At 70.1% G+C, this 12,409-nt stretch carries 14 protein-coding genes; 5 read left to right on the top strand and 9 right to left on the bottom strand.

Annotated elements, in window-relative coordinates:
• Positions 1 to 135 precede the first annotated feature (135 nt).
• From ACZ43N_RS33375 to ACZ43N_RS33365, 3 genes are all read right to left on the bottom strand, one after another.
• Entirely contained in the window at positions 136 to 1,287 is a 1,152-nt protein-coding gene (locus ACZ43N_RS33375; RefSeq protein WP_468102785.1) for an RNA polymerase sigma factor SigF, read from the bottom strand.
• Positions 1,284 to 1,697, bottom strand: coding sequence for an ATP-binding protein (locus tag ACZ43N_RS33370; protein WP_468102784.1), 414 nt, complete (start codon positions 1,695 to 1,697; stop codon positions 1,284 to 1,286). Before ACZ43N_RS33370 ends, ACZ43N_RS33375 begins: the two co-directional genes overlap by 4 nt.
• Before the next feature lie 342 nt (positions 1,698 to 2,039).
• The gene (locus tag ACZ43N_RS33365) at positions 2,040 to 2,300 is read right to left on the bottom strand and encodes a UBP-type zinc finger domain-containing protein (RefSeq protein WP_468102783.1); all 261 of its coding nucleotides are present in this window, start codon (positions 2,298 to 2,300) and stop codon (positions 2,040 to 2,042) included.
• A 61-nt stretch (positions 2,301 to 2,361) separates the two neighbouring features.
• On the opposite strand from ACZ43N_RS33365, the gene ACZ43N_RS33360 reads away from it, so the two are divergent.
• Positions 2,362 to 3,957, top strand: a complete 1,596-nt coding sequence (locus ACZ43N_RS33360; protein ID WP_468102782.1) for a Na+/H+ antiporter — start codon at positions 2,362 to 2,364, stop codon at positions 3,955 to 3,957.
• Positions 3,958 to 3,980: 23 nt separating this feature from the next.
• Here ACZ43N_RS33360 and ACZ43N_RS33355 read toward each other — a convergent pair whose 3' ends face one another.
• Together ACZ43N_RS33355 and ACZ43N_RS33350 are read right to left on the bottom strand one after the other, a co-directional pair.
• Positions 3,981 to 4,904, bottom strand: a complete 924-nt coding sequence (locus ACZ43N_RS33355) for a 1-aminocyclopropane-1-carboxylate deaminase/D-cysteine desulfhydrase (RefSeq protein WP_468102781.1) — start codon at positions 4,902 to 4,904, stop codon at positions 3,981 to 3,983.
• A gap of 79 nt (positions 4,905 to 4,983) precedes the next feature.
• Positions 4,984 to 5,574 (bottom strand): N-acetylmuramoyl-L-alanine amidase, encoded by a 591-nt coding sequence (locus tag ACZ43N_RS33350; protein WP_468102780.1) that lies wholly within the window; start codon positions 5,572 to 5,574, stop codon positions 4,984 to 4,986.
• 285 nt (positions 5,575 to 5,859) lie between these two features.
• Between ACZ43N_RS33350 and ACZ43N_RS33345 the strand changes: the two genes are divergently transcribed.
• The 4 genes from ACZ43N_RS33345 (at position 5,860) to ACZ43N_RS33330 (ending at position 9,565) form a co-directional block, all read left to right on the top strand.
• Complete coding sequence (locus ACZ43N_RS33345; RefSeq protein ID WP_468102779.1) at positions 5,860 to 7,266, top strand: family 2B encapsulin nanocompartment shell protein; 1,407 nt, start codon at positions 5,860 to 5,862, stop codon at positions 7,264 to 7,266.
• Between the two features lie 58 nt (positions 7,267 to 7,324).
• On the top strand, positions 7,325 to 8,440 hold the full coding sequence (locus tag ACZ43N_RS33340; protein WP_468102778.1) for a family 2 encapsulin nanocompartment cargo protein polyprenyl transferase: 1,116 nt from the start codon (positions 7,325 to 7,327) through the stop codon (positions 8,438 to 8,440).
• Positions 8,441 to 8,618: 178 nt separating this feature from the next.
• On the top strand, positions 8,619 to 9,203 hold the full coding sequence (locus ACZ43N_RS33335; RefSeq protein WP_468102777.1) for a dihydrofolate reductase family protein: 585 nt from the start codon (positions 8,619 to 8,621) through the stop codon (positions 9,201 to 9,203).
• 62 nt (positions 9,204 to 9,265) lie between these two features.
• Positions 9,266 to 9,565 (top strand): hypothetical protein, encoded by a 300-nt coding sequence (locus tag ACZ43N_RS33330; protein ID WP_468102776.1) that lies wholly within the window; start codon positions 9,266 to 9,268, stop codon positions 9,563 to 9,565.
• A gap of 161 nt (positions 9,566 to 9,726) precedes the next feature.
• On the opposite strand, the gene ACZ43N_RS33325 is transcribed toward ACZ43N_RS33330, so the two are convergent.
• The 4 genes from ACZ43N_RS33325 to ACZ43N_RS33310 form a co-directional block, all read right to left on the bottom strand.
• Positions 9,727 to 10,479 carry a VOC family protein gene (locus tag ACZ43N_RS33325; RefSeq protein ID WP_468102775.1) on the bottom strand — a complete coding sequence of 251 codons (753 nt, stop codon included), beginning with the start codon at positions 10,477 to 10,479 and terminating at the stop codon, positions 9,727 to 9,729.
• Between the two features lie 59 nt (positions 10,480 to 10,538).
• Complete coding sequence (locus ACZ43N_RS33320; RefSeq protein ID WP_468102774.1) at positions 10,539 to 11,021, bottom strand: VOC family protein; 483 nt, start codon at positions 11,019 to 11,021, stop codon at positions 10,539 to 10,541.
• 9 nt (positions 11,022 to 11,030) lie between these two features.
• Positions 11,031 to 11,456 carry a helix-turn-helix transcriptional regulator gene (locus ACZ43N_RS33315; protein ID WP_468102773.1) on the bottom strand — a complete coding sequence of 142 codons (426 nt, stop codon included), beginning with the start codon at positions 11,454 to 11,456 and terminating at the stop codon, positions 11,031 to 11,033.
• A 92-nt stretch (positions 11,457 to 11,548) separates the two neighbouring features.
• Positions 11,549 to 12,409 (bottom strand): carbohydrate ABC transporter permease, encoded by an 861-nt coding sequence (locus ACZ43N_RS33310; protein WP_468102772.1) that lies wholly within the window; start codon positions 12,407 to 12,409, stop codon positions 11,549 to 11,551.

The raw sequence follows: 12,409 nt of genomic DNA, 5'->3' as shown, positions 1-12,409 counted from the left end.
GAGATACGCGACGACATCCACGAAGCCTTCCTCACCCTCGGATGCGCACTCATCTGCTGGAGACGCCTGAAGTCATTGCGATAGGAGTTCTTAGGACCACCCCGCCGGAGCTCCGCGGGAAGGCACCTGGCGGTGCTACTCCTCCACCAGCAGCTTTTCCCGCAGCTGGGCCAGGGTCCGGGCCAGCAGACGCGAGACGTGCATCTGGGAGATGCCGACCTCCTGGGCGATCTGCGACTGGGTCATGTTGCCGAAGAACCGCAGCAGCAGGATCCGCTTCTCGCGCGGCGGAAGGTCTTCCAGGAGCGGCTTCAGGGACTCCCGGTACTCGACTCCCTCCAGCGCCTCGTCCTCGGCGCCCAGAGTGTCGGCGACGGCCGGCGACTCGTCGTCGGTGTCGGGGACGTCCAGCGACAGCGTGGAGTACGCGTTGGCGGACTCCAGGCCCTCCAGGACCTCCTCCTCCGAGATGGCCAGCTTCTCGGCCAGCTCGTGCACCGTCGGGGAGCGGCCGTGCTGCTGGGACAGCTCGGCCGTGGCCGTGGTCAGCGCCAGGCGCAGCTCCTGCAGACGGCGCGGCACCCGCACCGCCCAGCCCTTGTCGCGGAAGTGCCGCTTGATCTCGCCGACGACCGTCGGGGTCGCGTACGTGGAGAACTCCACACCGCGGTCCGGATCGAAGCGGTCGACCGACTTGATCAGGCCGATGGTGGCGACCTGCGTCAGGTCGTCGAGCGGCTCACCGCGGTTGCGGAACCGGCGCGCGAGGTGTTCCACGAGCGGCAGATGCATCCGGACCAGCCGATTGCGCAGCTCCGCGTACTCCGCACTGCCCTCCCGCAGGGAGCGCAGCTGGACGAACAGGGCTCGCGCCCCGCTGCGGTCCTGAGGATCGTGCTGCGTGCTGCGCACGATCTGCGCGTCCGGCTCGTCGTGTCGCTCGTGCTCGCTCATAGTCCCGCCCGCCGTCACCGTTCCCCCAGCTCTCGACTGTGCTCGAGCGGGGGAGGCCCCAGTCCGCCCTCGTGAGGACATGGTGCTCCGTACGGCATCCTCCGGTTCCCGTAGCCCGTCGGGGGACGCCTCGTCCTCTTCGTCGGCCGGCTCCGTCCACCGAGAGGGTCCGGCCGCCGTCGAGGAGTCGTCCTCCGGGTGCGGCCGGGCCTGCTCGGGGATGCCGTCGACGCCGTCCGTCAGGTGCGCCGGCCCGCCGGGGCCGACCTCCTTCGCGGGAAGTTCCCGTGTGCCGCGTTCTTCGTCCCGCACCGGCCCGTCCCCGTTCCTCACGCCGGCCCGGGTCCCGCGCCGCGCTGTTTGTAGAGGCTGATCGAAACGGTTTTGTCGTCGGCGACCGCGGAGGAGACCTTGCCCGCCAGTGCCGACAGCACGGTCCAGGCGAAGGTGTCGCGCGAGGGGGCGTGACCGTCCGTGGTCGGGGCCGAGACCGTGACCTCCAACGAATCGTCGACGAGGCGGAAGACACAGCTGAGCACCGAGCCGGCCACGGCCTGCTGGAGCAGGATCGCGCAGGCCTCGTCGACCGCGATGCGCAAATCCTCGATCTCGTCGAGGGTGAAGTCCAAACGGGCCGCGAGGCCGGCCGTCGCCGTACGCAGCACCGACAGGTAGGCACCCGCGGCCGGCAGCCGGACTTCCACGAAGTCCTGGGTCCCGGGCTCGCCTGCGATCTGGGACACCCTCACCTCCAAGGTGGTACAAGCTTTTTCAGGGGCCGAGGGTCGCCCCCCGGGGTAACGCGCTATGTGGTTCAGCGGTGACGCTATCGCGCTCCCGAGCGCCGTGTCCTTGGGGTCCCGGCGACCAAGCCCCATGCTGTCACTCATAGTAAGCACATGAACACGCTCTGTGGCTAGTGGTCTGCGGGCCTCAAATAGGAAGAGCGCGCGCCGGATTGACGTACCCAGGCGTCCGAGTGTCGAACCGTGTCACACGAGTACGTCGACGTGTCAGGGGACGACTTGGTTCCGTCGTGCGAGGTCGCGGACGTGTTCATCGTGGGCCTGTTCGTTTTCCCGGCCTCATACGAGCACGTGGTCGACGAAGCACCAGCGCCAGGCCTCGCCCGGCTCGAACGTGCGCATCACGGGGTGGCCGGTCTCCTTGTGGTGCGCGGTCGCGTGTCGCATCGGCGAGGAGTCGCAGCAACCCACGTGCCCGCACTCCAGGCACTTCCGCAGCTGCACCGGATGCGTCCCGGCGGCCTCGCACTCGGGGCAGGTCTCGGTCAGCGGGGCCGGCTCGGGGTGCGGCAGTGCGTCCGCGTGCGTGCACTGTTTCATGATTGCCAGGTTACGACGGGCGCGCGGAACCTCGCGCGGAAAACGAAGGCGGCGGAAAGCGATGCACTTCTTGCCCTTGCTGTTGCTGGTCGCCGGTAGCGCGACGGTCGCCGGTGCCGCCCGGCGTACGCCGGTGCCCGCCCCGTTGTTGCTGGTCGCCGCCGGGCTCGCGGTGTCGTACGTGCCCGGGGTGCCGAACTACGAACTCGACCCCGAGATCGTTCTGCCGCTGATCCTGCCCCCGCTGCTGTACACGGCCGCCACGGACAGCTCGTACCTCGACCTGCGGGCACAACTGCGACCGGTGGCACTGCTGTCGATCGGTTATGTCCTGTTCGCGACCCTCGTCGTCGGCTGGGCCGCCTATCTGATCGTGCCGGGGCTGCCGCTGACGGCCGCGCTGGTGCTCGGCGCGGTGGTGGCTCCCCCGGACGCGGTCGCGGCGACGGCGGTCGCCCGGCGGGTCGGGCTGCCGTCGCGGATCACCACGATCCTCCAGGGCGAGTCCCTGGTGAACGACGCGACCGCGATCACCGCGTACCGGGTGGCCCTCGCCGCCACGATCGGGGAGGGCGCCAGCTGGGTGGGCGGAATAGTCGAGTTCCTGGTGGCGGCGGTCGGCGGCGTCGTGGTGGGGCTGCTGCTGATGATGCCGATCCACTGGCTGCGCACCCACCTGAAGGAGGCGCTGCTCCAGAACACGCTTTCCCTGCTGATCCCCTTCGTCGCGTACGGGCTGGCCGAGTGGGTGCACGCCTCCGGAGTGCTCGCCGTGGTCGTGGTCGGTCTGTATCTCGGCTACCGCAACTGGCAGGTCGACTTCGCGACCCGCCTCCAGGAGGAGGCCGTGTGGAAGATGGTCGCCTTTCTTCTCGAATCGGCGGTCTTCGCGCTCATCGGACTGCAGCTCCCGGTCGTGCTGGAAGGGCTGGGTGAGAACGAGGGGCTGCGCGCCACCTGGTACGCCCTGGCCGTCTTCGTGATGGTGGTCGCGTCCCGTTTCGTCTGGGTGTACCCGGCGACCTTCCTGCCCCGGTTGCTGTCCGCGCGGATCCGGGAACGCGAGGAGAACCCGACCTGGAAGGGGCCCTTCATCATCGCCTGGGCCGGTATGCGGGGTGTCGTCTCGCTGGCCATCGCGTTCTCGATCCCGCTCACCGTCCACGGCGGGGACGACTTCCCGCAGCGGAACCTGATCCTGTTCCTGACCTTCACGACCGTGATCGGGACGCTCGTCATCCAGGGCCTGTCGCTGCCGCCGCTGATCCGGGCCCTGCGGCTGCCTGGCCGGGACGCGCAGGCCGAGACCCTCGCCGAGGCCAACGCCCAGGCCCAGGCGTCCCGGATCGCCGAGGCACGCCTCGACGAACTCCTGGAGGACGAGCGCAATGCCCTGCCGCCGCCGCTGGTCGACCGGCTGCGCACGGTCCTGGAGCGGCGCCGCAACGCCGTGTGGGAGCGCCTCGGAGCCGTCAATCCGGTGACCGGGGAGACCAGCGACGACACCTACAGCCGGCTCTCCCGGGAGATGATCGGCGCCGAGCGCGAGGTGTTCGTCAAGCTGCGGGACGGGCGCTACATCGACGACGAGATGCTGCGGACGCTGCTGCGCAGACTGGACCTGGAGGAGGCGGCAGCCTACCGGGAGGTCTCTTAGGGGCCCTGGGCGGTCCCCGGGGCTCAGGCGGCGAGCGGGTTTCCCGTGATCACCGCGGCGACCGTCGTCCCGCGCGGGAAGGCGCCTTCCGCCGCCAGGCAGACAAGTCCGTAGAGCGACTTGGCGACATACAGACGTTCCACGGGCAGCGCGTGGCGGTCCTCGAAGTCGGCGGCGAAAGCGTCCAGGTCGGGGGTGGTGCGGGCGTAGCCGCCGAAATGGAAGCGGTCGTCCAGTTCCCAGTGGCCGCGTGGGCCGCCGAAGGCGCTCTCCTGCAGCCGCCGTATCTCCTCCGCCAGGAAGCCGCCCTTCAGGACGGGTATCCCGAGGGCGCGCTGGTCGGGGGCCAGTCCGGCGGCCAGACCGGCGAGGGTGCCGCCGGTGCCGCAGGCGACGGCCACGACCTCGGCGCGATCGCGCAGTTCCGCGCCGAGTTCCCGGCAGCCTCGGACGGCGAGGGCGTTGCTGCCGCCCTCGGGGACGACGTAGGCGCCCTCCGCGTCGGCGGCCCGGAGGACGGCGGCCAGGGTGGCAGGGTCGGTCTTGCGGCGATACGTCGACCTGTCGACGAAGTGCAGACGCATGCCGTCGGCCGCGCAGCGGGCCAGCGAGGGGTTGAGAGGGCGGTCGGCCAGTTCCTGGCCGCGGACCACGCCGACGGTGGCCAGACCGAGGAGGCGGCCGGCGGCGGCGGTGGCCCGGAGGTGGTTCGAGTACGCGCCGCCGAACGTGAGGAGGCAACGACCGGCCGCCGCGCTCAGATTGGGCACGAGCTTGCGCCACTTGTTGCCGACGAGCTGCGGGTGGATCAGGTCGTCGCGCTTGAGGAGCAGCCGGAGGCCGTGCGGGGCGAAGCGGTCGTCCTCGATCTCCTGGAGCGGGGACGGCAGCAGGGGGCGCAGGTCGGCGGTGGGGTCGGGGCTGCTCACGCGGCCATTGTCGGACATCTGTCCGGGAACGGCCGCGTGCCCAGCCCCGACGCCGGTGCGGGCCCGTCGAGACGGGGCGACGCGCCCGCGAGCGGGGCTATCGCAGGCGGTCGCGGATACGGCTTCTCATGGAGGCCATGGTGAAGCCGCGCGGGTCGACCTTGCCGGGCTGCCATTCGAGGTGGCCGATGACGGAGCGTTCCGTCCAGCCGTGGTGGCGGCAGATCGCGGCGGAGACCCGCTCGATCGCTTCGAGTTGACGCTCGGGCCACGGGTCGAGGCCGTCGCCGAGGTTCTCGCACTCGAAGCCGTAGAAGTGGCGGTTTCCGTCGGTGTTCGCCTCGTTGTCCGCGGGGAGGGCCGTCTCGGCGATCACGGCCCGCAGGACGTCGTCGTCGCCGCTGCCGGCGTGGTTGGCGCGACCGTAGCCGACGAGATGGACACGGCCGTCCTTGGTGATCACGCCGTGGCACAGCGGGCCCGGCAGCCCCGAGTAACCGTCGCGGCAGATGCGGACGGTGCGCTCGCTGCCGGAGGTGACCGTGTGGTGGATCATCACGCCGTGGACGGGGCCCCACGGCCCCTTGTGGTTGCGGTTGTGATGCTCCCAGTCGCCGACCTCGACGACCGTGACGCCCTCGTTCTTGAGGATGCTGAGAAATCTGCCGGCGGACATGGGTGGGGCCATGACCGACTCCTTCGTACGGTGCGACGGCCGCTGGTCCGGCCGCCTCGTACGCAGGCATGTACCCAGCTGTTCGTGCGGAGGTGAGGTGTCGCTGTCGCGGGCGTGCCGATCCGGTCATCTCCGTGGAGAGACGGGAATGGTGGACAAAGCCGCTGGATATGCCCAGTCTCCCTAAGATCCATTCCCGCTCTTTCGGGTAATAGCATCGGCACGCTCCGTGATGTCAGGCTGGATCGCGAGATCGGTTGACCGCGATATCAGTGCACACCCGGAGGGGAAGTCCGTATGTCGGTAGGCGAAGAGGTTCGTACGCAGCAGGAACGGCCGCAGCAGAGTCTCGGCACGGCCGCTGCCCGGAACCTGGCCACCACCACGAAGTCCGCGCCCCAGATGCAGGAGATCAGCTCGCGCTGGCTGCTGCGCATGTTGCCATGGGTGAACGTGCAGGGTGGCACGTACCGGGTGAACCGACGGCTCACCTACGCGGTGGGAGACGGCCGCATCACCTTCGTGAAGACCGGCGACCGGGTCGCCGTCATCCCCGCGGAGCTGGGGGAACTGCCGGCCCTGCGGAATTACGAGGATGTGGAGGTGCTGGGCGAGCTGGCCCAGCGGTGCGAGCAGCGGGAGTTCGCGCCGGGCGCCGTGCTGGCCGAGTTCGGCAGCCAGGCGGAGGAGGTGTTCCTGCTCGCGCACGGCAAGGTGGAGAAGATCGGCACGGGCCCCTACGGAGACGACGCCGTGCTCGGGGTGCTGGCCGACGGAGCCTACTTCGGTGATCAGACGCTGCTCGACGCCGACGCGATCTGGGAGTACACGGCCCGCGCGGTCACCGCGTGCACGGTACTCGTCCTGCCGCGCCAGGCCGTCGACCAGGTCGCGCAGCGCGCCGAGACCCTCGGCGAGCACCTGCAGCAACTGCGCTCCATCCCGGAACAGCGGACCAACAAGTACGGCGAGAAGGAGATCGATCTCGCCGCCGGCCACAGCGGTGAGCCGGACATCCCGCACACCTTCGTCGACTACGAGGCCGCGCCCCGCGAGTACGAACTGAGTGTCGCCCAGACCGTCCTGCGCATCCACACACGTGTGGCGGACCTCTACAACCAGCCGATGAACCAGACCGAGCAGCAGGTCCGGCTCACCGTGGAGGCGTTGAAGGAGCGCCAGGAGCACGAACTCGTCAACAACCGGGAGTTCGGCCTCCTCCACAACTGCGAGTACGACCAGCGGCTCCAGCCGCACGACGGCGTGCCCGGCCCGGACGACCTGGACGAGTTGCTCAGCCGTCGCCGGGGCACCAAGCTGCTGCTCGCCCACCCGCGCGCGATCTCCGCGTTCGGCCGTGAGCTCAACAAGCGCGGACTCGTCCCGGAGACCATCGACATCGCCGGCAACCGCATCCCCACCTGGCGCGGTGTGCCGATCTACCCGTGCAACAAGATCCCGGTGACCGAGGCGAGGACCACCTCGATCATCGCCATGCGTACCGGCGAGGAGGACCAGGGAGTCATCGGCCTGCGCGCCGCGAACATCCCGGACGAGATCGAGCCCAGCCTGTCGGTGCGCTTCATGGGCATCAACGAACAGGCGATCATCAAGTACCTCGTGACGGCCTACTACTCGGCCGCGGTCCTCGTCCCCGACGCGCTCGGCGTTCTGGAGAACGTCGAGATCGGCCGCTGGCGGTGATCTCACCCGAACCGCCGTCGTCCGCTGCCTCATTTGAGGCGATCCCCTGGGTGAGTCCATGACGAAGACGCAGCAGAGCCCGGTCGAGACATCCTTGGAAGGCGGCGCTCCGGACAGCGGGATCCCGCCCGCACGGCAGGGCGCGGCCGGTCCGTTCGACGGGCAGGAGGCGGCCGAGATCCTGGAGCGGACGCGGCAGTCGGTCGACCCCGAACTGCGCCGGGCCGTGCAGTCGTTGCCCGGTTCGATGCGCCGGGTCGCGCGCTACCACTTCGGCTGGGAGCGGGCGGACGGCACTCCGGCCGCGGGCAACGCGGGCAAGGCGATCCGGCCCGCGCTGGTGCTGGCCGCGGTCGAGGCGCTCGGCGGACGCGAGTCCGCCGCCGTCCGGGCCGCCGCCGCGGTGGAGCTGGTGCACAACTTCACGCTGCTGCACGACGACGTGATGGACCGGGACACCACACGCAGGCACCGGCCCACCGCGTGGTCGGTGTTCGGGGTGCCCGACGCCATCCTCGCCGGGGACGCGCTGCAGGCGCTGGCTCTGCGGTTGCTCGCGGAGGATCCGCATCCGGCGTCGGCCGCGGCCTCCGCGCGGCTCGCCTCCTGTGTCGTCGAGCTGTGCGCGGGCCAGCACACGGACACGGAGCTGGAGGGGCGCCGGCCGGAGGAGGTGACCCTGCCCGAGGTGCTCGCCATGGCCGAGGCGAAGACGGGCGCACTGCTCGGCTGCGCCTGTGCGCTCGGGGCGCTGTACGCGGGAGCCGGGGAGGAGGAGATCCAGGCTCTCGACGCGTTCGGGCGGGAAGCCGGGCTCGCCTTCCAGCTCATCGACGACGTGATCGGGATCTGGGGCGACCCGAACCGCACCGGCAAGCCGGCCGGAGCGGACCTCATCGCCCGCAAGAAGTCCCTGCCGGTGGTCGCCGCGCTCGCCTCGGGCACGCCGGAGGCGGCCGAACTCGCCGAGCTGTACGGGGCGTCGTACGAGGAGGGTGAGGTGGAGCGGACTGCGCTCGTGGTCGAGCGGGCCGGCGGGCGCGACTGGGCGCAGATCCAGGCGGCCGACCGTATGGCCCGGGCCGTGCAGGAGCTGTCCCGGGCGGTTCCGGACCCGGTGGCCGCGGGAGGCCTGCTGGCGCTGGCCGAGTTCGTGACGCGTCGCAGCAGCTGAGACGAGACCCCGGAGGCGCCGGCACCGTGCCGACCTGACCCCGCACGGTGTCGGCGTCTCCGGTCGGACGTGGGTCCCGCACATCCCCACGGTGTGCGGGGCCCGCGCATGTCTTGCAATCACTACAACTGAAGTACTATGAATGGAGTGGTTATCGGGTCGAGAGAAAGAGGCCGGTGTGCGTAAGCTCACGTATGTCATCGCTTGTTCGATCGACGGGTTCATCGGGGACCAGAAGGGCGACGCGTCCTTCATGTATCCCTATGTGGTGGGGGAGTTCGCCGAGTACCTCCAGAAGGAGCACCCGGACATCAACCCGACCCATGTGCGTCGGCTCATCGGGACCGACGACCTCCCGAACAGGGCGTACGACACGATCATTCAGGGGCGCGGCAGCTACGACGTGGCGCTGAAGGAAGGCATCACCAGCCCGTTCTCGCATCTGCGGGAGTACGTCGTCTCGCGCACGCTGAAGGAGTCGCCCGATCCGAACGTCGAGATCATCTCGGCCGACCCGGTCGGCAGGGTCCGGGAGCTCAAGGCGGAGGACGGAGGTCTCGGGATCTATCTGTGCGGGGGCTCGGCCGTCGCGGGGGAACTGCTCGACGAGATCGACGAGCTGATCATCAAGACGTACCCCATCGTGCTGGGGACCGGGATGCCGATGTTCGGCTCCGGCTTCGACGTCACCGAGTTCGTCCTGGGCGATGTGCGTGCGTTCGACAACGGAGCGGTGGTGCGGACGTACACCAGGAAGCGCTGATCCCGTGGATCGGCGGCGTACGGCGGGGAGCGCCCGGCGGCCGTCGGCCATACCCTGAGGGCATGGGCACCGACGAACAAGTCTGCCCGGCCTGCGGACAGCCTGTGGCCACGATCGTGCGGCGGCACAAGACGCTGGGCGCGTTCGTACCCGTGTGGGGTCCGGGTCCGTGCAGGAACCCGAAGTGTGAGGCGTACGTCGACAGGGCCGCCGAGGCGGAGGGGGCCGCCACGGAGAGGCCGCGGGCCGTGGCCCGGCGGGCACATGGACCGCACGGCTCGGCCGGTTCGCGGGGCGTGCGTGCTGCCAAGGCCGCCGAGCGGGAGGTCGCGGAGCAGGTCGAGGACGCCCCCGACGGGTGACGGGCTGCCGTCGCCCCGAGTGCCCGCGTCCGATGCGTGCTGTGACCGCCGCAGGGCGGCACGGTGGGCCGGGTCCTCGGCCTGCCGGAGCAAGGTATCCGCAGGGCGGGCTGCTCGCCTTGGTGGTGTGCGCGGACGTCGCCGCCCGGCCCCCCGGCCGCTCACGCGGTCGGCAGCCCTCCTGATTCCGGGTCGCGTCCGGTGAGGCAGTACGTGCCGCCCGCCGGGTCCCGCATCACCGTCCAGTGGGGGTGGTCGGCCACGAAGGTGGCGCCCAGGTGCTCGTGGTGGGTGCGGGTGGCTCGTCGGTCGGCGCAGGCCAGGTCGAGGTGCGCCGACGCGGGGGCGGGGGTGTCGAGACGCTGGAGGAGGATCCGGGCGGGGAGTCCGGCGGGTGGGCGCAGGACGTGGAACTCCGGGAGGGAGCCGGCGTACGACTCCCAGCCCGTCAGGGCGGACCAGAACGTGATCTCGCCGTCGAAGGTGTCCGGTGCGATGTCCAGGCACACCTGGTCCAGCCGGCTCCCGTCGACCACCGGCGTCCGGGCCGTCTCCCCGTGCCAGGGCACCGCGCAGAAGAGCTGCCCGGCGGGGGAGCGGAGCACCGCCCAGCCGTCGTGCGAGGCGACGACCTCGGCACCGAGGCCGACGGCACGGTCGACGAACGCGCGTACGTCCTCCACGGCGAAGTCGAGATGCGCGCCGCCGTCGCCCGTGTTCACCGCCTGGGCCTTCACACACGCGTCGCCCTTCTCGGGGAGCAGCGTCACGAACTCGCCCCGCTCACCCCGGGGCGCGGACAGCTCCGTCGCCGTCACCGCCGTCCAGAAGGCGCATGCCCGCTCGAAACCGGCCTCCGGCCGGTCGACGAACGCATACGTCCACCGGATCGCCTCACCCGTCACGTCGTCCATGCCCCTCCTGTTGCCCTGTCGTGGCCACGCTGCCCACTCTCCCGCCTACCGCGGTTCCCTCAGCTCTCTTGGTTTCCGTACTTGGCGTACTTGCCTGCTTCCCCCGACTTCCGCGGCTCCATGAAGCGCAGCATGTTCCCCGCCGGATCGCGGAACGCACAGTCGCGCACGCCGTAGGGCTGGTCCATGGGCTCCTGGAGGACGTCGGCGCCGGAGGCCTCGACGCGGGAATAGAGGGCGTCGCAGTCGTCGGTGGTGAAGTTGACGCCGCGCAGGACGCCCTTGGCGAGCAGTTGCGCGATGGCTTCGCGGTCGGCGGGGGAGATGTCGGGGTCGGCGCCCGGGGGTTCGAGGACGATCTCGACATCGGGCTGCAGCGGCGAGCCGACGGTCACCCAGCGCATGCCCTCGAAGCCGACGTCGCCACGGACCTCCATACCGAGGACGTCACGGTAGAAGGCGAGCGCCTTGTCGTGGTCGTCGACCGCGAGGAAGCACTGGGAGAGCTTGATGTCCGTACCGGGGCCTCTGTTCGTGTCCATGTGCTCACGCTAGGACGCCTCGTCCGGTTCCGCCGTCCTTATGCGCTGACGAGAGGGCCGCGTCAGCCGCTTCGCCACACATGCCGGGATCGCGGCCCCCGGCTCGTGCGAACGGGACCGGTAGGCGCTCGGGGTCTCTCCGACCAGCTCCGTGAAGCGGGAGCTGAACGAACCGAGGGACGTACAGCCCACCGCCAGGCACACCTCCGTCACCGTGAGGTCCCCACGGCGCAGCAACGCCTTCGCGCGCTCGATGCGGCGGGTCATCAGATATGCGTACGGTGTCTCCCCGTAGGCCGCGCGGAAGCTGCGCTGGAAGTGGCCCGGGGACATCAGCGCGGTGCGGGCGAGGGCGTCGATGTCCAGCGGCTCGGCGTACTCGCGGTCCATGCGGTCCCGCGCCCGCCGCAGCCGCACCAGATCGTCCCGGTTCATGCCCCCAGGATGGCACCCGCCACTGACAAGGGGGCGTTCACGCGACATATCCGCTGGTCAACCCGGGCGGATTCACCATCACGCGAGGGCGCTCACCCCTTCACGGCGGAGCTGGCCACGCCCTGGACGAACCACCGCTGGAAGAAGGCGAAGACGATCAGGACGGGCAGGACGAGGAGGACGCCGAAGGCGAGGATCTGGCCCCAGTCCGGCGGCTGCTGGCCCTGGAAGACGCTCATCTCCAGCGGCAGCGGCCGTACCGACGGGTCGGAGACCATCAGCACCGGCCACAGGAACGAACCCCACTGGGTGAGGAAGGTCAGGATCGCGACCGAGGCGAAGGCCGGCTTCGACATCGGGACGATGATCGCGAAGAACGTGCGCCAGGGGCCGGCCCCGTCCAGCCGGGCGGCCTCCTCGATGCTCGGCGGGATCGTGCGGAAGAACGTGTGGAACTGGTAGATCGAGAAGGCGTTCGCGAGGAACGGGACCGCCTGGATGAAGAGCGTGTTCCGCTGGTCGTTGAACATGTAGAACAGCGGCACGGCCACCGACTCGAACGGCACCAGCATCAGCAGCAGGACCAGGGTGAAGACGGCCTCCCTGCCCCGCCACTTCAACCGTGAGAGCCCGTACGCCGCCATCGAGTTGACGAACAGGCCGCCCGTGACCACCACGAAGGCCAGCAGCAGTGAGACACCCATGAACTGCCAGAAGTAGCCGGTGCTGTCGGAGTTCAGGTTGTCCAGGACGGCCGCGTAGTTGTCGAAGGACAGATGCGTCGGCAGGAACCCGGACAGGCCGTTCAGCACCTCCTCGGACGGCTTGAGGCTGCCGAGGAGGAGGTAGAGGACGGGCAGGGCGAAGACGAACGCCAGGCCGGAGAGGACGGCGTAGTCGAGGAAGCGGCGCAGGGGCCCGCGGGAGAGACCGGTACCGGTGCTCGTACTCAT

The sequence above is a fragment of the Streptomyces sp. NPDC030814 genome (genome assembly GCF_055572155.1).
The sequence above is the reverse complement of the archived record's forward strand: the minus strand, read 5'-3'. Positions and strand labels throughout refer to the sequence as shown.

Bases quoted from the DNA above. Each gene is read 5' to 3' on its own strand.
- ACZ43N_RS33320 (WP_468102774.1), bottom strand. From the start codon at position 11,021: ATGGACACGAACAGAGGCCCCGGTACGGACATCAAGCTCTCCCAGTGC.
- ACZ43N_RS33340 (WP_468102778.1), top strand. From the start codon at position 7,325: ATGACGAAGACGCAGCAGAGCCCGGTCGAGACATCCTTGGAAGGCGGC.
- ACZ43N_RS33360 (WP_468102782.1), top strand. From the start codon at position 2,362: ATGCACTTCTTGCCCTTGCTGTTGCTGGTCGCCGGTAGCGCGACGGTC.
- ACZ43N_RS33330 (WP_468102776.1), top strand. From the start codon at position 9,266: ATGGGCACCGACGAACAAGTCTGCCCGGCCTGCGGACAGCCTGTGGCC.
- ACZ43N_RS33350 (WP_468102780.1), bottom strand. From the start codon at position 5,574: ATGGCCCCACCCATGTCCGCCGGCAGATTTCTCAGCATCCTCAAGAAC.
- ACZ43N_RS33345 (WP_468102779.1), top strand. From the start codon at position 5,860: ATGTCGGTAGGCGAAGAGGTTCGTACGCAGCAGGAACGGCCGCAGCAG.
- ACZ43N_RS33315 (WP_468102773.1), bottom strand. From the start codon at position 11,456: ATGAACCGGGACGATCTGGTGCGGCTGCGGCGGGCGCGGGACCGCATG.
- ACZ43N_RS33325 (WP_468102775.1), bottom strand. From the start codon at position 10,479: ATGGACGACGTGACGGGTGAGGCGATCCGGTGGACGTATGCGTTCGTC.
- ACZ43N_RS33355 (WP_468102781.1), bottom strand. From the start codon at position 4,904: ATGTCCGACAATGGCCGCGTGAGCAGCCCCGACCCCACCGCCGACCTG.
- ACZ43N_RS33310 (WP_468102772.1), bottom strand. From the start codon at position 12,409: ATGAGTACGAGCACCGGTACCGGTCTCTCCCGCGGGCCCCTGCGCCGC.
- ACZ43N_RS33365 (WP_468102783.1), bottom strand. From the start codon at position 2,300: ATGAAACAGTGCACGCACGCGGACGCACTGCCGCACCCCGAGCCGGCC.